Raw genomic sequence first — 24579 nt, 5'->3', positions numbered from 1 at the left:
CAGCCGCGGCTGCGATTCGACGAGGCCCTGCGCCGGGTGGTGTTCCCGGACAGCACCCAGTGAACCCGAGCCCACCGGGACCATCGCCCCAGCGCGGCCCCGAGCCGGAGCCGAGCTCCGGACCAATCGCCATCAGGCACTCACTGCTGCTCGCCGCCTCGACCTATGGCCTGGGTCAGATCGCCAATTTCCTTTTCCAGTTGCGGCTGCTGGACCAGCTGGGCCCGTCGGCCTATGGAGCGGTCGGTCTGGCCCATCTGCTGCTGATCACCTCGATCTTCTTGGCGGACCTGGGATATGCATCGCTGTTCCTGCGCGAGCGCGGCGGCTCTTCGGAGTGGGAGCGCACCTGGCGATACGCGCTCGGGCACCGGCTGGTCGCCACCCTGCTCCTGCTGGCAGCGGTGATGATCGGCTGGATGCAGTGGAACGACGATGAGGCGAGCCGGCAATACCTGGCAGGCGCTGCGGCGGCATGCCTGTTCGCACTGTTCAACTACTCCTCGCCGATGATCGTCGAAGGCAGACGCCTGGGCGGATTGCTGGTGGCGCAGATCGCCTGGCCCTCCGCCCTCGTCATCTGGTGCCTGCTGCAATACGCCCCGCCCTTGTCCACCTCGGCGGCGGCCGGCATCTCGGTGAGCCTGGGCTATCTGGTGCAGGCCCTGGTAAGCGTGATCTGCAGCCGTCGGCTCCGGCTCTGGCTACCGCTGGCCGGCAAGGGGCAACTGGGCTCGGCCTTCCACCTGTCGCTGCTCGGCGTATGGGGAACGCTCCATGATCGGCTGACACCCTTTCTGCTCGCCCCGCTGGCACCGACCTTCCTGCCCTTCTTCCTGATCCTGAACCATGTGCTGAGCGGTCTCTCCGGCGTGCTCGCGCAATTTTCCCGGCTGCTGCTGCCCGAGGCGCAGGAACGTCAGGGCAGACGTCATATTCTCTCCGCCGCGTCCCTGGTGTGCTGGGGCAGCACCGCCGTGATCCTGAGCGGCCTGCTGCTGCACGGTCTGGAGCTGTCCAGCGATCAGCGTCAGTGGCTGGCGCTGAGCGCGATCGTATTGCTTGCCTGGGGCGTGTCGGCCTCCAGCGGTTTTCTCAGCATATTGCTCATCGGCGCCCGCCAGGAGCGGCCGCTCTCCAGGCTGCTGGGCGTGGGGTTGGCGCTCAGTGCATTGCTGCAGGCAGGCGCGGCCTGGATCAGCGATGCGGACTACCTGTTGTGGGCCCGTGTGCTCGGCCTGCTGGCCGTCCTGGCGGGCCTGCTCGTGCTGCTGAAACTGCGCCCGAGCCCCTGGGGCATGGCCGCACTGTCGCTGTCCGTGCTGGCCTGCGCCCTCGGCATATGGCACTGGAGCATGGTGATAGGGCTCGTGCTGTTGCTGCCGACCCTCGCCGCCCTGTGGCGGCGATCTTCCTGTTATGTTGAGGCCCCCCTTCGATGAACACCTTCGAGCTGCTGCCATGTGCGGACTGATCGCTGTACGCGCACTCGGTGCCTGCGACGGCCTCGAGCAACGAACCCGCCAGGCGCTGGCCAGCCTGGCCCGGCGCGGCCCAGACGCCGAAGGTCTGCTGATGGTCGACCAGGCGCCGGCGACGCTGCTCGGCCATCGCCGGCTGGCCATTCTCGACACCAGCAGCGCGGCCGAACAGCCGATGCGCTGCCCGATCAGCGGCAGCGTCCTGGTGTTCAACGGCGCGATCTACAACTTCGTCGAGCTGCGCGAGGAGCTTCGCGCACTCGGCTGCGTCTTCGTGACCGACGGCGACACGGAAGTGCTGCTGCAGGGCTGGCGCATCTGGGGGGAAGGCGTCTTTCCGCGCTGCAACGGCATGTGGGCGGTGGTGCTGTGGGACGCCCCCAGCGGAGATCTGGTGTACTGCCGCGACCGCCTCGGCGTGAAGCCGCTCTACCTGCACCATGACGGCAAGCAGGCCACCCTGGCCAGCGAGATTGGCGCCATCGCCCTGATGCGCGGCGGCTATCCGGCGCCCAATGCGGAGAAGATCTTCGACTTCCTCATCACCAGCTTCTCCGAACAGGGCACCGCCACCTTCTTCGAAGGCGTTCGGGCCGTTCCCCCGGGCCAGGTCTGCCGCATGAGCAGGAGCGGACGGTTCAGCGCGGCGCCCTACCATCACTGGCCGGAACCCGGCAGTGCGCCGCCGCTCTCGCCGGAAGAGGTCCGCGCCCTGGTCGAGAGCGCCGTGAGCCTGCGCCTGCAGGCGGACGTGCCCGTGGCCAGCCTGCTTTCGGGCGGCCTCGACAGTTCCATCATCACCCGCGTCGCCCTGAATGCCTCGCAGGCCCCGCGGCAACGGCTATCGGGGGCGTTCACCTATGGCTACAGCGACGGCGAACAGGCCGAGTTCGACGAGTCGTCCCGCGCCACCATGCTGATGCACGGCGGCGGTCACACCGACCTGCACCACGTTCTGCGCTTCCACCCGATCCCTTCGGCCGACGAGCTGATGAGCCTGGTGAGCGTCCAGGGCGAGCCCTTCAGCACCCCCTCCGCGCTCGCCAGCTTCCGCACCTACCGCGCTATCAGCGGCCAGGGCTACAAGGTGGTGCTTTCCGGCGAGGGTGCGGACGAGCTATTCGGGGGATACATCGCCCGCTATCACACCCTGGCCACCCGGGACGCCTTCATGGCCGGTGACTGGAGGCAGGTGGCGCGCCTGCTGAAATACCGCACCTTCTCGCCCGGCCTGCTGCTCAATCGCCTGGTCTGGGACCTGCCGTTACCACTGGTGGGGGCCTTGCTACGGAGCCGCCGGCCCAGCGTCGGACTGATCAACGACGATCTCTGGGCGGCGCAACGGCATCGGCTGGAAGCACTGCAGGACAGCATGCAGGGCGACCTCGAAGACCGGCTGCGCCAGGATGAGCTGGACAACCTGCTGCCCATGGCCCTGCGTATGGCCGACCGCAACAGCATGAGCGCCGGCATCGAGCTGCGCAGCCCGTTCATGGACCACCGGCTGGTGGAACGTGCTTTCGCCACCCCCGCCCTGAAGCGGGTCGGAGAAGGACGCTCCAAGGCGCTGCTCAGGGATGCGTTCGCGGGCGTGTTGCCGCAATCCCTGATCGAGACGCCCAAGAACACCGGCTTCGGCCACGCGGAACAGTTCCTCGTGGCGCGCTTGCCGTGGCGCGAACTCCTGGACGATCTGCCGTCCGGATTGGCGGACTACATCGACGTGGAAGGACTGCGGGCAGGCCTCGCAACAGGCAACCAGCACAGCACCCTGTGGCTGGCGCTGTCTGTGGCCCTCTGGTATCGGAGCGTCTATGCCTGAGCGGATCGACGACTGGGGGCTGGCACCCGATCTGGGCCAGTGCCGCCTCTGCGGCTCCACCGAGGCACAGCGACACTTCTGGCCGGAGGTCTACGCGGAGTCGGGCCAGCAGCTGCGCCGCTGCGGATATTGTGCCGCAGTCTACCTGGCCCCCGGTTTCACCCAGGCCGGGCTCTCGAGGTTCTACGCCGGCCCCTATCGGCGCCTGTTCCCGGCCGAAGTTCCCTGGCGCAGTGTCTCCCGTTTCTTCGCCTGGCGTGGCGACGCCGAGGTTGCACGCCAGCGCCTGTCCCTGATCGCACCGAAGCTGCCCCGTGACGGCCGTCTGTTCGAAATGGGGTCCGGCTTCGGCGCGTTTCTCGGCCAGGCCGCAACGCTGCGCCAGGACCTGCGCCTGAGTGCCAGCGAGCCGGATATATCCCACCGGGAAGCCTTGCTGAATCAGGCCGACGTGGCTTTCATCGACGCCCTGCCGGACCTTCCCTCCGGCAGCCTGGACGCGATAGTCGCCTTCCATGTGCTGGAGCATCTGATAGACCCACTCGGCTTTCTGGAACAGGCGGCCAGCGCCTTGCGGGCGGGCGGCCAGCTGTGGATCGAGGTACCTGACCTCATGGACGACTGGCGGACGCGCCTGTTCGTCCATCCGGCCCACCTGAGTTACTTCTCGGCGGACAACCTGCGCCGCCTGGCCGAGGCGGCCGGCCTGGAGGTGATCCACTGCGGCTCGCATCCGCTGGCCTCCCTGGTGGGCACGCTATGGCTCGAAGCGAGGCGCCCGGAGCACCTGGCCCGTTCGCCCGTGGCGCCGGCCGCCGCCGAGGACGTGAGCGCCATCGACCGCTGGATAGAGCGGGTCGGATGGAGCTGGAAGAACCGGCTCAAGACCAAGGCCAAGCGCGTGGCCCTTGTGTTGCTGGGCCCTGGCCTGGTGGGCGAACTGCAGCGCTGGCGACAGCATCGTGAACGCCTCCGGGAATCGCCTCGATGAGATTCCTGGTGCTCGCGGTCATCGTGCTGTGGATTCACCTGGGCGATCTCGTCGCCGCCTGGCTGTACGGTGGTGGCGACTGGCCCGAGGCGGGCATGCTGCGCCCGGCGCGCGACCTGCTGGTAATCCTTGTCGCGGGGCTCTGCCTGCTCACGGTGCGCCTGCCGAAGACGCTTCTCCTGCCCATGGTCGCCTATGGCGGCATCGCCCTGCTCTACTTGCTGTTCAGCCACGGCGACGCTTCTCTTGGCATTCGCATCGGCTCGCTTGGCACGTTGCTGATCCCGATGCTGCTCTTTCTGGTGGGCTACTACTGCATCCGGCGACCGGACCAGCTACGCGGATGCGCTGCGCTGCTGGCGACCCTGGCCATCGCCAGCATCGCATTCGGTGCCTGGGAGCAGAGAAACACCTCCTTCTGGATCGAGACGATCGACTACCCGAGCTACATGCTGAACGTCAAAGGCATGCTGCTGGGCGGCAATCCGGCGAATGGACTGCCCTGGAACTTCTATGGCGGCACGGAATTGGGGCGCCGCGCCGCGGGCCTTCTGGCCTCGCCGCTGGCACAGGGCATGTTCCTGGCCATGGCGTCCCTTGCCACCCTCGCCTGGTTGGATCGCCGCGCCCGCTGGCTTGGTCTCGGTCTGGCGGCGCTGATGTTTCTGGGCATCTGGATGTCGGGCACCCGGGGCGCGATGCTGGCGGCGAGCCTGGCCCTGATCGGCTACCTGACCACCGGCACGTCGCTGTTCCGCAGCGGGCTCTCGCGTCTGGTCATTACGGCCTCCGCCCTGGTGGCGATTGGCGTCGCGTCGTACGGCATCGTGCATACCAGCATCAACTTCCTCGATGGTTCTACGATCGGCCACTGGGAAGCCCTGCAGAAAAACCTCGCGGACCTGTCGAACGTGCTGGTCGTAGGCGCCGGCCTGGGGGCACAGGGCGCGGTGGTCGCCCAGGAAAGCCGCCCCGCCATCGGCGGCGGCGAAGGGGCCATCTTCAGCATCACCTTCCAGCTGGGCCTGCCGGCCGCCCTGCTGTTCCTGTGGTTCTACGCCAACCTCGCCCTGGCGCTGTGGCGCGGCTACCGCATGCATGGCGACCCCATCGCCCTGGCGGCTTTCTGGCTTTCGTTCGGCCTGGCCACTACCTTCATCAGCTCCGAACACATATTGACGGTCTCCGGCAGCGGAGCCTTCTGGCTGCTATGTGGCGGAGCGCTACGCAGCCTTTCCAGAGCACCTCACCCAGCATCCAGGGAGCCACTATGAGTACGGAGCCAGGCCACACCCGTATCACCTTCTTCGGATGTCCCCTCGACCTGATGCCCGTGCAGAACCTGCTCGACGACGCGAAACGCGCGCTGGCCGGCGAATACCGGCTGCGACTGGAAGGCCTGAACGTCGCCAAGCTGGTCGATGCGCGCCGGGATAACCTGCTGATGACCGCGCTGGAAGAGGCGGAACGGGTCCATGTCGATGGCGCCGGCATCTCGCTGGGGCTCCGGCTTCTGGACATTCCAGCTCCGCCGCGCCGCGCGGGCATCGACCTGCTGGGCGACCTGTGCGCCCTGGCGGCGGATACAGGCGCCTCGGTCTACCTGCTCGGCGCACGCCAAGACGTGGTGGAGCTGACGGCTCGTCGCCTGCTCGACAGCTACCCGGCGCTGCGCATCGTGGGCACACGTGACGGCTATTTCACGGCAGAGGAAGAGGCCGGCGTGGCCGAAGCGATTCGTGCCAGCGGTGCGGATATCCTGTTCGTCGGCATGAGTTCGCCCAAGAAGGAAGTGTTGCTGCAGAAGCACTGGCCGACCCTCGGCGTGAAGATCGGCATGGGCGTCGGCGGCTCTTTCGATGTGCTCTCCGGCAAGCTGCCGCGCGCACCGCGATGGATACAGGTGATAGGGATGGAATGGCTGTTCAGGCTGCTTCTTGAGCCGCGCCGCCTGCTGTGGCGCTACGTGAGAACCAACGGCACCTATCTGTTCCTGCTAGTGCGTAAAAAGCTCAAGCTCTCCCTCACCCGCTTGGCCGGATCACGCGGCGGTGCGTAGCGAACAGTGCAGGGCTCGGCACCACCAGTCACCTGGTGCGACGATCCCCCTTCGTCATCCGAATTTGACCACGGTCTGCCCATGACACTCGATCACCCAAGGCTCTCCCAGGCAGGTTTCGTGCTGCTCATGGTGGGACTGGTCGCGCAGATCAGTGGCCTGCTCCTGAACAACGATGGCAGCCGCTATGCCACGCAGACGCATTGGCTGCTCTTCGCGCCGGCCCTGCTCGTGCTGCTCGCCGAGCGGTTGGCCCTGCCCTTGTGGCGTCAACCCTGCTCACTCGCACTACTGGCGCTACTAGGTTTCGTAGCTGTCAGCGGAGTCTTGCGCACGGATGCCGCACACTCGCCCGGCTACTGGCTGAAGATCGCACTGTTCCTCCTGCTCTATACCTTCGCCGTAGCGCGCCTGGCCCAACTCAAACGAATCGACAAGGTACTGCTGATCACGGCGACGGTAGCCGCCGGCTTCGCCTGGCTGACGCTAATCTACCAATTCGTCATCCTCGACAAGCCCTTGAGCTATGACGCCATCAGGAGCGGCGGGCGCCTGTTCGAACTGGGCTGGAATGGCCTCGCCGACCTGGACCACCCGATCATCGCGGGCCTCTACTACGGTTTCTTCTCGCTCTTTCTGCTGCACTTGGTGGTGGAAAAAGAACTTCGGGGAATCCCCCTGACGCTCGCCCTGGCAGGCCTTGCCGGCCTGCTGATGTACCTGCTGCTGACCTTCTCCCGTGGCGCCTGGTTCTCGCTCGCGGCAGGTGGCCTGACGCTGCTCCTGCTGTCGCCAAAGTCTCGCGCCCGGCAGTTGCTGGTCATCGGTGCACTCGCCCTGGTGGTCATGGCCATCTATTTCTGGCCGCAGATACAGAACGAATGGCGCATCGGCACCAGCCGCCGCGACCTGATCTGGCTCAACTGGCTGGAGCGGCTACCCGAGTTCTGGCTGCTCGGCGAAGGCCCCGGGCAAGACCTGGTCTATCGCTACCCCTGGGGAGACAAGGTGCTGCATGCACACAGTCTCTATCTCCAGCTCTGGTACGAATACGGCCTCGCGGGCATCGCCTTGTTTCTGCTGTTGCTCGCCGCCTTGCTGATAAAAGCCTGGCGAATGCGCCAGGACGCGAGTGCAAGAATTGCACTATCCCTGCTGGTTTTCGCAATGGTGGCCATGATCTCGGATGTCTACGCCGTGTTCCATCGCCCCAGTCCCTACTGGGTCATCCTGTGGCTGCCGGTCGGCTTGATCATGGGGTTGAAGCGATCGGAGGGTGAGACTGGCAATCGCTCTGGCTTCGGCGGGAGTGAGCAGCGGGTTGATGTCGAGGTTGGCCTGCACGTAGGCCGACCATTCCTCCTCGCTCCAAGTGGTCTGCTTGAGCCTTGTCCCTTGCGGGCTGCATCAGGTGAAGGTGAACACTTCCCAGCCTGAAAGCTTGAGATATGGTCCAGTGCAATCGAGCATGAAGCGAATGTACAAGGCGCTCTGAGTACCATCTATATCAAAATGCCTTAATGCTTTGCCCATCTTTACTTCTAAGAAAAGCGCACAATGCTATTTAAAGACTGATGAGCGAACGAAGTAAAGAAATTACGACCACATTATAAATTTAGCCGATCTCAAAAAAGTCGACAGCAAACTCATTGAAACCATTCCACTCTCTTGACACATTGCCTGGCTTAGAGGCTGACTGACTTACCCCTAATTGAGCCAAAAGAACTGAGCCAGATTTAGGATCATAAAAATATGCACCACCACCTTCTGACGATGAAAACTGGATAAGCCCATCTGGGAGGCCGAAGGCATTCTTTAAATTAGAGTGCAGCTGGAGATAATCTGTATTCAAAATATGCCAGCAAAGCTGATAAAAAGTATCAGATTTCCAAGAGAAATCCGGCCCATCTTCAGCATGAAGAAAAAAGAAAGAAAAATCGCTTTCTAGATTCAGTCCGAGCCTTTTTAAAGCTTGCCTATATGAAATGCTCTCTTCGTCATACCACCAATTTCTTGAGCGAAGAAAATTGATTAAATTTTCATCAATCATTCGTATAAATCATCAAAATCTCACTTAAGGAGAGCAGTCAGCGCTATCCACTTCCATGCCAAACGGTAAAGAAACTTATTTCTCACAGTGCAGACTGACCAATCAGAAATATTTACAATAATCTTAGGCCCAAGCTCTCCAGAGCCTTAAAGGCTATATAGAGTTATTCTCTATCCAGTCCACTCTATCTCTACTAGAATGAACTCGATCAATTCTCCAATTATCACTTACTTTTCTCAGCGTATATCTAATAAATTGCCCTAATAATCCTCCATTATTCGAGCCGCATACAATAAAAAAACAGTCTCCGGCTTCACAAGCCTCTACAACCGACTGATCGTAAATTGGAGGCCTGCCCACCCCCATAGTTTCAGCCTTGGCCGCTCCCAAAGTGGTAACAGCTTGAGATGTAAAATAACTTTCAATTATTGAAATCAACTTTCTGCGAGACTTACTATCTTGGTCTCCACGAAAGCTTACGTCGCCACTTTTATAAGAATCAGATTTAAGAATACCCAGGCGCTCTTTCTCCCACGCAAGCATCTGACCAAGGAATTCGCCTACTGTATCTGCAGCTTCCATATGAATCCTCTCATTACTGACAACAACAAGGGTTTAAGAAGATTCTAGTATGCATCCGACAATTGGTTCGGCCTGATATTGAATGTTATCAGGCCGAGTCGATGCCAAGTGAATACCTGACTCGCAAGAGAAACCTAATAGCTCAACATATGTCTATAAAAATCATTTCAACACTAATCCGACTATCGCTCCGACGGAGGAAAGTCACTATACAACGCTATCCAGCCATCATTTCCAAAAAGCTCCCCTGATATGCCATCGCTCAAATCGGCGACATTCTTATAATCATTATAAGAAATAATTATTTCTTCTTGCTCCACAAGCCTTAAAAACCTGAACAATGCTGCATCAACAACATCCAGAACAAGCTCATCAACAATTGACATGGATTTTTTATCTAAAAGCTCTAATTTGGTGTGGAGCGTTTTTGCGGATACTGAGCCTAGCTCTCCTTTTTTTATTTTCTCATACCTAACCAGAGTTGAGTCACGAATCTCTTTCGAAAACATCTCACCAAACTCGCTAAGAATTTCACTGTCACTGCGCTTCATCTTATTTCTCCCATAAAATTCCACTGGGTTACTTCACTCCCAAGCAGCAGCTTTCATAGAGTAACAGTAGCCTCTTGGAGTCTAAAATTCTGCTCTATAGGCTTGGCTTGCTGAGCTCTACCGGTGCTTATAAAATACGAAGCATAAGTTAGACGACAGAAACCGGAAAGAACTCTACTCCATTCGCACGAGAAAAGACCTCAATTCCATTTTTCAATTTTTCACTCACGATTACACATCCAAGAAATTTGCTTGGCCTAAATATATGGCAATCATCAAAAATAACACTAGAGTCAAGAATTATATTCCATAAATACTTATATCGCCCTCCCAGTGAGGGGTCTTTACTTATATCTTTTTCTGAAAAAAACTCTATATCCGAGCTGCTATGTATAGCATCAAGGGAAACGCACGGGTTGACAATTTTATATTTATTTTTGGCATTTATGACATTTACATCAAAAAACTGAATCCACTCCCTTGCAATATCACTAAAAACCTCGCACATGCTCGATTCCACATATAGCATCCCCATACTTCCAAAGCTAATCAATAGCTCCGTTCCGCTCTGATATACATTAGTAGACAGACCGCCAATCTCACCAACCTTCTTTCCCGAGCTAAAAGTCCATCCTGGCACCTCCTTGCCCAAAGAGTCATAAGGCGCAGACAAATACCATTGATCCCTAATCGACATGTCCTGTCTAGCTTCAAAATAATTCACACTTCACCTTTTACAGAGCAGTTTGTTAAGTCTATGCTCGGGATCAATAACATCCTCTCTTAAGCGCTCCATTTCATCCTTAAATGCCTTTTTATAGCCCTCACCTTCTTTGCCTCTCACAGCTTCAACAAGACGTCTATAGACTGCAAGATGATATTCCTCTGGATGTGGGCCTTTATGCCCCACTACACCAATATTATTTATATCATCATCTAAATCGTGGCCAGCCTTATCAAATATCTCCTTGAAGCGAGGGGCATGGTCCTCCACGCACCTCGGAAACAGCATTTTTATTTGTGCATATGTGATGAATTGGACATAAGCAAAGCCCCCAAGGGTCAATCCCCCACCGAATTAAGTGCATATTGGTAATTATTACCCCCACCTCGTACTTCGCCGTGTTACCCCACGCCCCCAGGCAATAGACCGTGTTCGTCGGTCAATTTTCCCGACGTACCCAAGTGATCGGTGTGGTAGTAGAGGATTTCCGCTGGGCTCTTACCGGCATTCGCCGACTGCTCCGGCTGCCGAATCGTGGCCGCTATCTTGCATGGCAGTTTGTCGAGCGTTGCGCCCAGCTGCTCGGGATACTGCTCCTTGAGAGTCTAATATTCCAGAGGCAATCCTTGCTCTGTCTGCATGCCATCGCCGCTTTCCAACAGGCTCCCGGCGATGGTCGCCTCAGAGCCCCGTCAACATCGCGCTCGACCACCAGTCGAAGTGGAAACGGTGAATAGCGTTGATCTCTTTAATCAACTGTCATTCTTAATTCAGGTTGCCACCGAGAGAAGTCAAGAGCCTATATATTTATAAGAAATATTATAGACATAATTTTTTTCTTCCATCTCGACATGCAAGACAGCCTCTGTTGGAACACCATCCACCCACAAAATACACTCAACCCCCACTCTGCCCTCGTCATTCATCTCATATATATCGATATTTCCTCTTGAGTTATTGCTGGACTCAAATGCTTTGTTTAAAGGCGCTATTGAAACAGAGAAAACAGCACCTAAAAAATCCTCCAAACACTCTTGAATTTCCGAAAAAACCGCCTGACTTACTCCAAACTCTTTTTCAAGGCGCTCGATATTCTCTGAAGAGATGCACGACACAAACTCAAAGAGCCTGTTCCAAACCTCCGCCTTATCTATTTACTTTTCTCCTTGACGGTATTTCCGCTTCAGAGGCAGCACCTGCTCCAATTTCCTCAAGATAGCCGCGCACCTTCATAGCAGCGCACTTTGCTGCAGCAAGCCTCAGCCCGCCACTCTCAGAGCTTTATAGATGATCGGTGTGGTAGTAGAGTATTTCTGCCGGGCTCTTGTCTGAAGTCGCAGGTTGCTCCAGCTGCCGGATATTAGCAACTATCTTGCGCTGGAGTTTATCGAGTATTCCCCCCATTACTCGCTTGAGTGTCGATATTTCGTTGGCAGTGCTTGCGCTTCTGTCTGCGCACCACAGAGTATCTGCCGCAACGCCCAATGAAAAAATCAGATACAGCTACCAAGTAAAAAATTGCAAGCAATTCTAGAGTAGCCACAAGAGGTTAAGGCTCTATCTGTAGTGAGTATTCTCGCCATCTGAGAGCGGAAATTTTCGCCACGAGCATCATAGCTAAAATGTAGAAAGACCCACCTCAAACATTCGTAACAGGAGTTTCAATATTTAAGGGGGATAGCCCGCCCCAGCCCCTCACCCCACCAAAGTTGCTACCCGGTATACGACCCTCAAATTAACAGATGCAACCGAAGCAAAAAATAACCGAGCAACCCAGCTTATCACACAAGACCTTGAACCTTATTCCGCACTACACTTCAGGCCTGAAGCATAATTATCAAAATCCTATAGTATCCCATGATTATCCAGCAAGAGCCATGGCCAAATAACAAACGCCCAATCAATCATTTAAACCGTGGTCTCCAACTCCGGACGGTCAGTGTCTCCATTACCAATTTCTCGGTAGCAATCATTTATCTCAATAAACCTGATGCCGTTTAGCTGACTACTCTCGCACTCAGCTTTAAAGACCTCACTGCAAACAGTATCTCGCGAAAAGTCCAAGCATTTGAAAATATGCCTTCCAGAGATCTTGCTCTCATCAATTACCGCCTTATAAACGGAATAAACAAAAGGCGTACAGGGAGAGTATTTATGATAACGAACCGCTCCCGTCCTTAAGTCCGTATCAAATTTTAAATCTGATACTTCATAATCAAGAATCTCATACCGCCCAGAAAACAACATATAAAAATACTTCTTCTTCGCTTCCTCTCCTCCTGACTGGATCATACGCACAGGCACCAATCGAAACTCAACACCGAACCTCTTACAAATCTCTACAAATTTTTCTGAAACTAATGGCCCTCCATCCCAAAAATCAAAATCTAGAAAACCATGTTTCGATTGAAAAACATAGTCATTGCTAATGCTATATTTGTACGGATCCGGATCATATTTATTCCACTCCCAACTATGATTTAGATCCCCCTTGAGATATGCCGGGCATCCTTTTCCACGGTGAGAGTCATAGCCAACAACGTACCACTTCATAAGCACATCAATCTGCAGATTGGAATTAGCTGGAGTTACTTTTTGATATGAACCTTGATAAAAAACTGAATGCCTTTTAATCACGGCTCTGAACCTTCAACTGTTCGAGCGATAGACGAACGAGGCCTAAAGCACCATCAAGCTATACTATTCCAACCCCAAGTATTGCCCCCACAATATTGAAGTTGACAAAACTCCGCTCACCTCCCAGTAAATTTCATCCTCCCACTCCCAAATACTGAAAACCCTCATCTATCTCAATAAATTTAACGCCTAGCAAACTATTTTTCTCACACTCTATCTTAAATTTCTCACTACATACGAGCTTGCCAGAAAAGTCCACGCACTTAAAAATATGCTTACCCAAGATCCTTTCATTATCAATCACTGCCCTATACACCGAGATAACCCGAGGAATAGTAGGGCAATGCTTTCTATACAACACCTCTCCAGTTCGTAGGTCTGTATAAAATTTCAACTTGGACTCCTTATAATGCAGAGCACCATATTGACCAACCAAGAGAATATAATAATATTTCTTCTCAGTTTCCTCCCCTCCTGACTGGATCATACGCACAGGCACTAGTCTGAATGCAACTCCAAACTGCTCACAAATCTTCACAAATCTCTCTGACACTAAAGGGCCGCTGTCCCAAAAGTCAAAATTCAAGAAACTATGTCGAGCTTTAAATACATAATCGTCGCTGATTTCAAATTTAAATGGATCAGGATCATAATCATCCCACTCCCAGTCATGATTCAGCTCCCCCTTCAGATAAGGAGGACATCCTTTTTTTCCGGAAATATCGTAATCTACAATATACCATCTCATATTACATCAACCTGCAATTCGGGCTAATCTCAAATTTACCACCTTCAATATCACTTTTGGCAGACATCTGAATCTCTTTGATTTCCAAAATCAACTGCATATCATCCATACCTTCTTTCCACTCACTATTTAAAGCTATAACTTTTTCTTTAATGAATTTCGTATAGTCTTTGTGATTACTCCAATGCCCTGGCAATCCGGTGGCTCTTGCTAGTTCCTCGTTGCCAGGCAACATGATGCCGTTACCCGCGCCATCGCGATCAAAACCTAACTCACTAAGTCGCTGGAACAACTTGGCAAAAGCCTTATCGTCCATGACCTCCTCAGGGATCAAGTGATGCGCTTGGTGGCAATCACCACTTAATGCCCCTAAAGCATCTCTCAGTCTTTTGCTTCCTTTGCTTTTCTTTAAACCGAATGGATCGACCCATCCGAGCGGGTTGGGCGCATACTGATAATTGTTAATCCCTCCCCTTAACCCGATTGGGTCCTGGCTCACAAACCGCCCGCAGTCTGGATCGTAGTACCTGAACCGGTTGTAGTGCAGCCCTGTTTCTTGATCGTAATACTGACCCTGAAACCTCAGGTTCTGCTCGATGGGTTCACCCTGCTCTTCCCAGCGTTGAATCTGGAGGTTGCCTTGGAGGGCAGTGATCAATCGTCCAGGTCGCTCGATCTTTGCTGTATTGCCCCATGCCTTGTACGTCGCCGACCAGACGATGCGGCCATCCTTGTCGGTCAGCTCCCTCGGCGTGCCCAGGTGATCGGTATACCGGGCTCTTATCGGGACTGGCAGGTTGCTCCAGCTGCCGGATCGCAGCCGCTATCTTGCGCGGCAGGTTGTCGAGTGTCGCGCCCCACTGCTCGGGATACTGTTCCTTGAGGACCTGATATTCCGATGGTAATCCTTGCGTTTCTGTCTGCGATCCTTCGCTGCGCACCATCGCCAGCGGCACGAAGCTGCGCGGCTCGTAGATATAGAGCTGCTGCCTGTCGCCCTGTCGCCCTGTCGCTCCAGCAGCAGGCGGTTACCGTCCCAGCCGTAGTGAGTCGTCTCGTCATCCAACCAAGGGCGACTCCGTTTTTCGTTGTGTGGATCGAGCCGATACTTCGCGATACGTCGTCCGAATGGGTCGTAGTCATAGCCCCAGTGCTCGGTATGGGTGAAGCGCCCTTGTCGGCGGGTAACGCTAACTCGACTCAGTTGGTGTTCGGCATCCCACTGGAACTGTCGCTCGGTGTGCGGACCGGACTTCTTCTCGATGCAGTTGCCCCAGGCATCGTAGGCATGTTGGGTTTGTTATCGCCCCAGGTGCTGGGGTCAGACTGGGCCTCTGCCGGTGTGAGCAGCGGGTTGAAGTCGGGGTTGTCCAGGTTGGCCTGTACATAGGCCGACCACTCCTCCTCGCTCCAGGTGGTCTGCTTGAGTCGTGTCTCTTGCCGCTGGGCTTCCTCGGGCCGGGTCGAAGGCGAACTTCGCTGACATGCGGCGCTGAGCATAAGAAGCACTTGACACTATTGCACTGTAGCTAACATACGTCTATGCAAGGTCTGATCAAAAGTGTCAGCGCAAATTATTAACCCGAATTTTATAATGGCAAAAAACTATTCGACAAGAGACATCAAGAGCCTGAGCTTATTTAGAATTCTAATTTTTTAGAAAGCGATAGGCCTGCCACCAAGTCAATATCCAAAATCCATGATCATATGAGAGAAAGCGCAAACTTAGATCAAGCCGATAATAACGCGCCCCTGCAGTCATGAAAATGAAAACACATCACTCTTTTGGAAGTCTTAATTTACCAAGAAAATCATCAAAGCTCTCTGAAATCAAAAAAATATTACTATGATATGTTTGAACGTCCTCATCTGACGCCTCATTTTCATGATCCCAGAAAAATATTGCCCCGAAATTATCTCCACCCACACCAAGGATAATCTTATTACCAAAAACATCGGAGCCTATAGGAATAAATTTAGATGGGACTCTATTTTCGTACAGACTTAAATTATATTTAAGAGATGAGACAGTTAAGGGCGTCTCCAAACCAAACAATTCCTTAACAACAGAAGAATCACGCTCTTTATTGATATCAAATACAGCAGGATCTGGAACACCCCCATCATATTTATAAATGAATTCACGATAATCATCCGGCAATTTAATGCCAAGAGATCTTTCAAAGTCGTCAATTGATTCCGGCGTAGCTCCAGGGAATTTATTAAACGCCAAGATCATTTGCCTGGCTGTTCTTTTGTCGTAAGAAAAACCTTTCTTTCGCCATGCGTCTAATTGTGCTTCGCTGCATCCAAGAGGCTTTATTTTGATCGTCATGTTGTACTCCATAGTTATCCGCATTTAGAGGCTGCGACACCACCTGAATGCTTGACTGCATCGTGAATATCTGTGGGAATAAGTTGCATATATCCAGAGTCCTGATGGTGATGCCATGTATACCCACTAGGAGTCGACGGAAGGCCCGCCGCTTTATTTGCACGTGCAGAATCCACATCGCGACTAGAGCCCAGCTCAATTCGAACATTATACTTTGAGTACCGCGAAAAATCTGGAAAACCAAACATGTTAAATGGAACGCCATGAGGATATTTATTTACAAGCCCAGGATATTTCTCAAGAATGCTTGGATTAAGCTCGCTTAAGGGCATTGTCTTTCCAGCCCAAGCGCAATTAATTGGCATACGTCCATTTACTTTCCGAGGATGAGCGCCAGAATGAGTGGCATATCCTCCCCCTGGCCTAGGCTTTAGTCCTCTTGGGTCTGTCCATATAGTTGGATTGGGTGCATACTGATAAACATTTTCTCCACCCTCAATTCCAATCGGATCCTGACTAATAAACCGCCCACAGTCCGGATCGTAGTACCTGAACCGGTTGTAGTGCAGCCCTGTTTCCTGATCGTAGTACTGCCCTTGGAATCTCAAGTTCTGCTCTACAAGGTTTTCCTGTTCCTCCCAGCATTGGATCTGGACATTGCCTTGGATATCGGTGATCAGCCGTCCAGGCCGCTCGATCTTCGCCGTGTTACCCCATGCCTTGTACGTCGCCGACCAGACGATATGGCCATCCTTGTCGGTCAGTTCCCTCGGCGTGCCCAAATGATCCGTGTGGTAGTAGAAGATTTCCGCTGGACTCTTAGCGGGACTGGCTGGTTGCTCCAACTGCCGGATCGTGGCCGCTATCTTGCGCGGCAGTTTGTCGAGCATGTCCGCCCATTGCTCAGGAGCTTGTTCCTTGAGGGCCTGGTATTTCGGTGGTAATCCTTGAATGTCTGTCTGCTTGCTTTCACTGCACACAATCGCCAGCGGCACAAAGCTCTGCGGTTCATAGACATAGAGTTGCTGCTTATTCTCCTTCCGCTCCAATAGCAGGAGATTGCCGTCCCAGCCGTAGTGAGTGGTTTCGTCGTCCATCCAGGGACGGCTGCGCTTTTCGTTGTGCGGATCGAGTCGGTACTTGGCGATGCGTCGTCCGAACGGATCGTAGTCGTAGCCCCAGTGCTCGGTATGGGTGAAACGCCCCTGTCGGCGGGTAACGCTAACTCGACTCAATTGGTGTTCGGCATCCCACTGGAACTGTCGTTCGGTATGTGAACCGGACTTCTTCTCGATGCAGTTGCCCCAGGCGTCGTAGGCGTAGCGGTGTTCTTCCCGCACTCGCAGACGGTTGGGTTTGTTCTCGCCCCAGGTACTGGGGTCGGCCTGGGCCTCTGCCGGTGTAAGCAGCGGATTGAAGTCGGGATTGTCCAGGTTGGCTTTGACATAGGCCGACCACTCTTCCTCGCTCCAAGTGGTCTGCTTGAGTCGTGTCTCTTGCCGCTGGGCTTCCTCGGGCTGCATCAGGTTGTGGGCCGGGTCGAAGGCGAACACTTCGCTGGCTTGGGGTGCCTGGGCGCTGAGCAGGCGTCCCAATGCGTCATAGCCGTAGCGAGTCGAGCCGTTGCGGCGGTCGTCGATGCCCAGCAGTTGCCCGGCCAGGTCGTACTGGTAGCGGCGGGCAATACGCTGGCCCTGACTCGGCTCGCTTGTATCGAGCCCTGGGCCAACCTGTGGATTGACGGCCTGCCGCTGCAGGCTGGCCTGGCTGCGTAGCAGTCGGCCCAGCGGATCGAGTTCGAAGTGCGTATACAAGGCGCCCTGGGTACGGCCTGTTTCGCGGTGCAGGGCGTCACGCTCGAAGTCGCAGATCACCTCGAAGTCGAGGTTGATCTGGTGTACGTGACCGCTGCCGTAGATCAGGGTGTTGAGCTGGCGGCCATCGGGCAGCGTGGTGGTTTCACGGTTGCCCAGCAGGTCGTAGGCATGGCTCAGCTCGCTGCGTTGCCCGCCCCGGCTGTAGAGCACTTCGCGGGCCAGTTGGCCGGCCTGGTTGTAGAACAGCTCCACCCGGGCCTGGCGATTGCGGGCACGGACCAGTTGACCGGCGGCATCGTAGTGGTAGCGGCTGTGAGCCAGCTGAGGTTTGCCATCGGTCCCCGGCTTGTAGCTGAACTTGTCCAGCAGACGGCCCATGGCGTCCCGCTGGTAGCGGGTGCGCAGCAGCGCCCCTGTACCTCTACCGAGATGAGCACTGCCCGCCGGCACGCCATCGACACTTTCCAGCAGTTGCCCGGTGGCATCGTAGCGATAGTCGATGCGTCGCCCGTCGAAACCCTGCTCGGCCACCAGTCGGTCCAGTGCATCCCAGGCGAAGCGGTAGATCGCATTGTTCTCGTTGTGCAGACGGACCAGCCGACCATGCACGTCATATTCGTAGCGCAGGCTGTGGCCGAGGGCGTCGATGCGCTGCAGCGGCCGGCCTTCGGTATCCAGCTGATAGCGCGTCACCCGCCCGAGCGGATCGTGGTGGGCAATAAGACGGCCCAGCGGGTCGTAGGCGAAGCGCTCGATGGCACCGTCGGCGTGGCGGATGCTGTTCAGCCGGTCGCGGCGGTTGATGCGCGCATAGCCGTACTGGGTGTTGTGGCCCAGGGCGTCGGTCACACTGGCCAGGCGGCCTTGGGCGTCGTAGCTGTACTGGGTGCGGTTGCCGGAGCAATCGGTGTAGGCCAGCAGGCGACCCTGAGCATCATGTTCCAGGTACTTGCGACCACCGCGCGCATCGATGATGGTCGAGGGCAGGCCACGCCCGTCCAGTCGGTACTCGGTGGTCGCACCATTGGCCTCGGTGACGGCAATCAGATTGCCGCGTTCGTCGTAGCGGTAATGGGTGGTTCGCCCCAAGGGATCGCTGATGGCCACCGGGTTGCGCCAGTGTTCGTGCCAGCGCAGTTGGTAACGCGCACCGTCGGGCTGGGTGACACTGAGCAGGTTGCCGCGAGCGTCGTACTGATGGCGGGTGACCCTGCCAGCTGGATCGGTCAGAGTAATCAGGTTGCCATAGACATCCCGCTCGTAACGGGTTTCGCCACCCATAGCATCGACCAGACCAATCAGCTTCTTGTCCTTATCGTACAAGAAGCGTTCTTCTCGTCCGCTGGCATCAGTGACGCGGGTGCAGCCAGCGATCTCATCGTAGTCGAAGATCCAGAACTGCCCCTGAGCCGTGGAGCTACGCAATACACGCCCCTTGGGATCGAGCTGGTCCCACTGGTAGCGAGCGACCAAGCCGCCCGGCTCGGTGTGCTCAACCATCATGTGGTTGCGCCAGGCGAAGGTACGGCCGAGCTGGCCATCACCATCGCGGACCTCGATCAGGTCGCCTTCGGCGCTGTAGCGGTACTCGACCAGCCACTGCTGTTGCTCGCGCGGGTAGTGGCCTCTTCCGTCGGGCTCGCCCAGCAGCTCCACCACATGGGTCAGGCGTGGCTGGGCCTGGGCACGGTCGAAGATAAAGCCGACGCGCCGACCGCTGCTGGTGTCGAGGTGGCGTGGCAGACCGTCGTCGCTGTAATGCAGGCGCAGGTGATTGTGGTTGGGGTCGATCATTCCCAGCAGGTAGAGGGTCTGGGCTTGCGGCGGCAGGTTGCCACGTGCATCCGACGTGCGCTCGGGCAGCGGCTCCTCACCTCGCGCGGCACGGCTGGCCAGGAGCTGTTGCCAAGCCTCGGCTTCGCGCAGCTCTCGCTGCGCCTCCTGTTCCTCGACTGCGCGCAGGCGGGCCTGATCGAGCGGCCCCAGGCCAAAGATCAGGCGCAGGCCATCCGGGCCGATCAATTCGTACTGGTTGCGCTGATTGCGCTGCAGGGTGGTGTGCTCGTACTTGGAGAAGAAGCGTTCGCCCACCGCCAGCATTGGGAAGCGGGTGCGGCGCCCCTGCATGTCGATGAAGTCGATGCGCCCTTGCTGCAACTCCAGGCGGAACGCGATAGGCAGACTCCAGCCCTGACCCAGCCAGCCGGCATTCGCGTTGCTGGAAACATAGGTGCGCTGCCAGACCAGAGGCAGGGGGGCCTCAAGCACGAAGTCGAGATCGTTTGGGCCATCGAGTACCTTGGCTCCCGTCAGCACATAGACGGGTGAGCCGATTTGCAGAGGCTTGCACCCAGGACACGGACCATCCGGCTTACCGTCGGCCTCTCCGGCTATCCCATCTTTCGTGTTATTTCCATCACCGCCCTCTTCACCTTCATCCTTACCCTTGCCGTCCTTGTCTGGCTTTCCGGCGGCGGGCGGCGGCTCCTCTTTCTTCTTATCCGGGCTCTCGTTCTTGTTGGGTGCATTACCCTGCCGGCGCCTGCTGGCCCTGTCTTTCAGTCGCTCATACAGATCACCAATGCGGTCACCAGTCTTACCCAGGACCTGTCCCACTTTGCTCGCAGCACCACCCGCTCCCCGCGTGGCGACCACTATCACCGCCGTTTCGGCCGCATGTACCTTGGCCTCGCCTACCGCCGTTCCCAGTTGCTCAGCCATGGGCGTGGGATCCGCCAGCATTTCGGCCAGCGCACCACGCACCGCACAATCCGCCTCGTCCAGCAACTCGCGCAGCCAGTCCTTGAGGATGGCCTTGAGGTCCTCGAAGGTGAGGTCGCTCAATCCTGCGATGGCCTCGATGGCATCCGTCGTCATCTCGACGGCGCCTTCATAGGCGTCGTTGATACCGGCCTTCGCATCGCGCGCCATCGTTGAGATGTCGTTGGATGTCACGTAGTCCCAGGCGCCTTTCGCACCATCCGCAATGGCGATGCCGGCGTTTTTTATCGACTCTACGTACCCACCCAGCTTTTCCTTGGCCAGTTCTGCCCCGGCTCGCTCACGCGCCGCGATATAAGTCGGGATGAATTTCAGCGGTGCCGCCATGAACTCGTTGGCCATGCGCTCGGCCAGAGCCTCCAGCAGCCCTCCGAACTCCGCCGAGCACTCCACGTTAGGCCCCGGCAGCACGCCGCAGTTGATCGCCCCCGGACAAGGGCTGATGGCGGGGCCGCTGATCACGCCCATGTGCCCGTGGCTGGTGGAGAAGCCACCCTCCACCGGGTTGTCGGGCAGGAATTCGACCGGTTTGAAGAACTTGCCGCTATCGATGGCGACGGAGCGTTCGAGGAACAGGTTGGCACTGTTGCCGTAGGTGCGCTCGGCGACCAGCTCGGCGATGGCGAAGCTGACCGCGGGCACGCTCGGCACCATGCGGCTGCCGAAAGGCGTCGCGGCCAGTTCGGGGGAAACGACGGCGGCGAAGTGCTTGGCGGTGCGCTCGGCCTTGATCGGATCACCCATGGCGCACCCCCTTGTCGACCAGGGTGGTAGAGGCGCAGTAGAGGTTGATGCGTTTTATCCGCTCATCCTGGGCCACGATGGCGTGGAAGCGCAGGGTCATCCTGCTTGTGTCGAGGTCGAGCAGCACCGTGTCCAGCGACATGGCCTGGGAAATCCGCGAGCCGTCCTCGTAGCTGCACACGGCCGCCGCATCGTATGGCGGAATGGTCAGTTCCAGGGGCGCGCCGGGACGGATGCCCGCGAGGCGGATGCGGTCACCGGCCTTGAGGTAGCCGGCCGGGCGCTGGTCGGCGGGCGCGGTGTTCCAGTAGCGCAGGTCCATGTCGTGGGGAATGTTCGGCGCCACTTCCTGCTGCCACTTCTCGTCGTAGGTGCCGGCATGCTGCAGGCGCTCCGGAACGTAGGCCGGCAACGGCCCGAAGCCACCCGGGCGTACCGGCCGGCCGAATTCCCGCAGCGGTGAGTCCCAGGCTTCGATCTGGGCGGCCCGGTAGCGTTGCGCCTTGTCCGCCTGGCGAACGTCGATGAAGCCGCAGCCAACGGGGTTGTCGGGGAAGTATTCGCCGTCCTCGTAATGCGGCTTGTCGCCGATGCAGCCGCCGAAGGCGTTTTCGTAGAGCAGCGCGACGCCGTCGGTGGGTTCCGGCTCGCTCAGTGTCCAGCCGCTCAGAGCGCCGTACTGCCAGTGGCGTGGACCGAAGAAACGCAGGCGCTTTTCCAGCTCGCCGATCTGCAGCGAGGCGTACCACATCGGCAGGGGCCGCTCTTCCGGCGGGCGGACGGTGCCCAGGATCAGCACGTCCGTGCTCGGCTTGAACGGAATCAGGTCGCTCGGGTAGAGCAAGCTGGAGCGCTCGGGCTGGTCGCGCCAGGTGTCGTGCAGGCATAGCGGATGTTGGCGCTCCAGCGCTGTGAGCCTGCCGTCGGCGTCCCAGGTCAGGGTCACCTTGGTGGAGAGACAGTGATAGCGATTGCCGTGATAGAAGCGATGCTCGAATCCCTGCGCCGGGAACGAGGACTGGCTGACAATGATCGTCATGGCGTCCTTGCCTTAGTTGAGGTCGATCTTCTTGGCGTCTACGTCGACCAGTTCCGTTCCGTTGACCGCGATGTTCAGCCCTTCGATCGTGATGGTGCCGTTGTCCTCCAGGACGATCTTGGATTTGCCGACCTGCAGCAGGATGCTCTTCTCGTCCATGACGACGGTGCTGTTGCCACCGGCGGTCAGGGTGTAGACATCCCCTACCGATGCGCTGTGGTTCTTGAGGATGGTGTCGGTACGGCTCATGCCCACGTTGGTGACCATCATCATGCCGACGTTGAGGTTGTAGGCCGCGCCGATGTTCACCATCTTGCCCAGCCCCACGTTCTGCATGTACGCCAGGCTGATCGTCTCGGTCTTGTTCATCCCCACGTTGATCGACCAGTTCTTGCCGATCCGGTCCGTCTCGTTCAGGTCCACCTTCTTCGTGCGGTTCTTGTGGATCGTCACCTTCTCGTTGCCATCCACCGTCTCTGTACGGTTCTGGTGGATGTCGATGGTCTCGTTGCCGTCCACTTCTTCCTTGCGGTTGCCGTGCACCGTGATCGTCTCGTCACGGTCCACCGTCTCCGTACGGTCACGCTTGATGTGGCTGGTCTCGTCGCGGTCGATGGTCTTGCTGCGGTCGTTACCTACCCAGTGTGTCTCGTCGTTCTCGACTTCGATGTCCTGGTTCTTCTCGGCATGGATCCACAGCTGCTCCTCGCCCTTGCGGTCCTCGAAGCGCAGCGCGTTAGCGTTCTCGTAGCCGCCGCCCAGGCTCGACCGGGTCAAGATGCCCGACTGGGTGGCATTGGCCGGCAACTGCCACGGCGGCATCTGGAAGGCGTTGTACAGCCGGCTGGTGATCACCGGTCGGTCCGGGTCGCCGTTCAGGTAGTCGACCAGCACTTCCTGGCCGATCCGCGGCAGGTGGATGCCACCGAAGCTCGACCCCGCCCACGGGTGCGATACCCGTATCCAGCAGGAGCTGTTCTCGTCCTTGCTGCAATAGCGGTTCCACGGGAACGACACCTTCACCCGGCCGTATTCGTCGGTGTAGATTTCCTGGCCCTTCGGCCCCGTCACCGTCGCCGTGTCCGGGCCCATGGTCTGCGGCCGAGGCGTCAGCCGCTGGGCGCGGAACGGCTGGTCCGACGGGTGCGTCTCGACCCGGATGCGCAGCACGTGGCTGCTTGAGCCGCCCGCCGCCTCGTAGTCGTTGTCGCTGAACTGGTAGTGCGCCGCCACCACCAGGTATTCCCGGTTCTGGCTCGCGCTGGGGTGGCGCTCCAGGGTGAACAGGTAGCCCGGCGCTAGTCCCCGCGCCCGCCCAGTCGCCTGGCCGCGCAGGTGCGCGCTCTGCAGCTCCTCGACCCGCACCCGGGCGTAGGCCTCGCCCTCGCCCAGGTTGGTGTAGCCGCCGGGGTAGTCGAAGATCTCGTAGCTGCCGTGGGCATGCCCGGGCGACTGGTCGCGGCGCACCGCCAGGTCCGAACGCGGCATGGTGAAGTTGTAGTCGTGGGACATGTACTGCCCCGGCTTGACCGAACCACCGGAGGACCAGGTGTCGATGTGGTCCTCGTCCGGGTAGGTCACGTCCGGATCGAAGTAGGGAATGCTGGCGTAGCCGGGATAGGGGTTGCACAGCCCGATGTCGTCGGTGATGACCATCACGTGCTCACCGGCGCTGTGCTCGAACCAGAACCAGATGCCCTCGTTCTCCAGCATGCGCATCACGAACTGGGTGTCGCTCTCGCGGTACTGCACGCAGTACTCCCACACACGGTAGCTGCGGGTGAGCATGAAGCGGGTCGGGAACGGGTAGTTGCCCAGCACCTGCTTGACCATGTCCGGCGCGGTCATGTTCTGGAAGATGCGGTAGTCGCTGCGGCGCGTGCCGTACCACAGCCAGGGCTTGAGCCGGGCCTGGTAGAGGTAGTGGCGGCCCTCCTTGCCGACCAGGGCGAATTGCTCGCACTGGCCATTGATGTGGCGCCGCGCACCGCCGGCCAGCTCGATCGCCACCGTCACCGGGGTGCCCAGGATGGCCTGGGGGTCCAGGCCCTTCTGCTCGCTCTTCATGACCAGCGTCATGTCGAACAGCCGGGAGATTTCCTCGTGGCCGTTCAGGGTCGAAAAGCGCAGCGCGTCGTCACCGAATACCGTGGTGACATTGAGGACTCGATTCATCTGCCCGCCTCCCTGCAAGCTACGCTGACCGTCACCCTCCAGC

18 protein-coding genes and 1 pseudogene are annotated in these 24579 nt (G+C 57.6%); 6 read left to right on the top strand and 13 right to left on the bottom strand.

What is annotated here, in order from left to right; all coding sequences use genetic code 11:
• From N7640_RS13030 to N7640_RS13005, 6 genes are all read left to right on the top strand, one after another.
• A partial coding sequence (locus N7640_RS13030) for a proline-rich domain-containing protein (RefSeq protein WP_279906200.1) occupies nt 1-1442 on the top strand: 1442 nt, incomplete at its 5' end.
• A gap of 19 nt (nt 1443-1461) precedes the next feature.
• Nucleotides 1462-3303: an asparagine synthase (glutamine-hydrolyzing) gene (gene asnB, locus N7640_RS13025; protein WP_279905951.1), complete on the top strand. Its 1842-nt coding sequence runs from the start codon at nt 1462-1464 to the stop codon at nt 3301-3303.
• On the top strand, nt 3296-4294 hold the full coding sequence (locus N7640_RS13020; RefSeq protein ID WP_279905953.1) for a class I SAM-dependent methyltransferase: 999 nt from the start codon (nt 3296-3298) through the stop codon (nt 4292-4294). The genes asnB and N7640_RS13020 overlap by 8 nt, the downstream gene beginning before the upstream one ends.
• Entirely contained in the window at nt 4291-5568 is a 1278-nt protein-coding gene (locus N7640_RS13015; RefSeq protein WP_279905954.1) for a hypothetical protein, read from the top strand. The genes N7640_RS13020 and N7640_RS13015 overlap by 4 nt, the downstream gene beginning before the upstream one ends.
• A 53-nt stretch (nt 5569-5621) precedes the next feature.
• Nucleotides 5622-6353, top strand: a complete 732-nt coding sequence (locus N7640_RS13010) for a WecB/TagA/CpsF family glycosyltransferase (RefSeq protein WP_279905955.1) — start codon at nt 5622-5624, stop codon at nt 6351-6353.
• Nucleotides 6354-6434: 81 nt separating this feature from the next.
• A complete protein-coding gene (locus N7640_RS13005; protein ID WP_279905956.1) occupies nt 6435-7790 on the top strand; it encodes an O-antigen ligase family protein in 1356 nt (451 codons plus the stop codon).
• Nucleotides 7791-7968: 178 nt separating this feature from the next.
• On the opposite strand, the gene N7640_RS13000 is transcribed toward N7640_RS13005, so the two are convergent.
• The 13 genes and pseudogenes from N7640_RS13000 to tssI form a co-directional block, all read right to left on the bottom strand.
• Nucleotides 7969-8403, bottom strand: coding sequence for a hypothetical protein (locus N7640_RS13000; RefSeq protein WP_279905957.1), 435 nt, complete (start codon nt 8401-8403; stop codon nt 7969-7971).
• 153 nt (nt 8404-8556) lie between these two features.
• The gene (locus tag N7640_RS12995; RefSeq protein WP_279905958.1) at nt 8557-8985 is read right to left on the bottom strand and encodes a hypothetical protein; all 429 of its coding nucleotides are present in this window, start codon (nt 8983-8985) and stop codon (nt 8557-8559) included.
• A 182-nt stretch (nt 8986-9167) separates the two neighbouring features.
• Nucleotides 9168-9536, bottom strand: a complete 369-nt coding sequence (locus N7640_RS12990) for a hypothetical protein (protein WP_279905959.1) — start codon at nt 9534-9536, stop codon at nt 9168-9170.
• A 148-nt stretch (nt 9537-9684) separates the two neighbouring features.
• A complete protein-coding gene (locus tag N7640_RS12985) occupies nt 9685-10260 on the bottom strand; it encodes a hypothetical protein (protein ID WP_279905960.1) in 576 nt (191 codons plus the stop codon).
• Between the two features lie 3 nt (nt 10261-10263).
• Entirely contained in the window at nt 10264-10530 is a 267-nt protein-coding gene (locus N7640_RS12980) for an AHH domain-containing protein (protein WP_279905961.1), read from the bottom strand.
• Nucleotides 10531-11051: 521 nt separating this feature from the next.
• The gene (locus N7640_RS12975) at nt 11052-11375 is read right to left on the bottom strand and encodes a hypothetical protein (RefSeq protein ID WP_279905962.1); all 324 of its coding nucleotides are present in this window, start codon (nt 11373-11375) and stop codon (nt 11052-11054) included.
• Between the two features lie 793 nt (nt 11376-12168).
• Nucleotides 12169-12897 (bottom strand): DUF1629 domain-containing protein, encoded by a 729-nt coding sequence (locus tag N7640_RS12970; RefSeq protein WP_279905963.1) that lies wholly within the window; start codon nt 12895-12897, stop codon nt 12169-12171.
• Nucleotides 12898-13030: 133 nt separating this feature from the next.
• On the bottom strand, nt 13031-13645 hold the full coding sequence (locus tag N7640_RS12965) for a DUF1629 domain-containing protein (protein ID WP_279905964.1): 615 nt from the start codon (nt 13643-13645) through the stop codon (nt 13031-13033).
• Between the two features lies 1 nt (nt 13646).
• A pseudogene (locus N7640_RS12960) lies at nt 13647-14411 on the bottom strand (RHS repeat-associated core domain-containing protein); the annotation flags it as partial.
• A 1011-nt stretch (nt 14412-15422) separates the two neighbouring features.
• Nucleotides 15423-15980: an SMI1/KNR4 family protein gene (locus N7640_RS12955; RefSeq protein WP_279905965.1), complete on the bottom strand. Its 558-nt coding sequence runs from the start codon at nt 15978-15980 to the stop codon at nt 15423-15425.
• A gap of 14 nt (nt 15981-15994) precedes the next feature.
• The gene (locus N7640_RS12950; RefSeq protein WP_279905966.1) at nt 15995-21322 is read right to left on the bottom strand and encodes an RHS repeat-associated core domain-containing protein; all 5328 of its coding nucleotides are present in this window, start codon (nt 21320-21322) and stop codon (nt 15995-15997) included.
• On the bottom strand, nt 21315-22361 hold the full coding sequence (locus N7640_RS12945) for a DUF2169 domain-containing protein (protein WP_279905967.1): 1047 nt from the start codon (nt 22359-22361) through the stop codon (nt 21315-21317). The genes N7640_RS12950 and N7640_RS12945 overlap by 8 nt, the downstream gene beginning before the upstream one ends.
• Nucleotides 22362-22373: 12 nt before the next feature.
• Nucleotides 22374-24536 carry a type VI secretion system tip protein TssI/VgrG gene (tssI, locus tag N7640_RS12940; RefSeq protein ID WP_279906199.1) on the bottom strand — a complete coding sequence of 721 codons (2163 nt, stop codon included), beginning with the start codon at nt 24534-24536 and terminating at the stop codon, nt 22374-22376.
• Between the last annotated feature and the right edge of the window lie 43 nt (nt 24537-24579).

It is taken from the genome of Pseudomonas sp. GD04015 (genome assembly GCF_029837675.1).
In the GTDB taxonomy this organism is placed as follows: domain Bacteria; phylum Pseudomonadota; class Gammaproteobacteria; order Pseudomonadales; family Pseudomonadaceae; genus Aquipseudomonas; species Aquipseudomonas paralcaligenes.
Note: the sequence above shows the minus strand (reverse complement) of the source record. Positions and strands in the feature narration are given on the sequence as shown.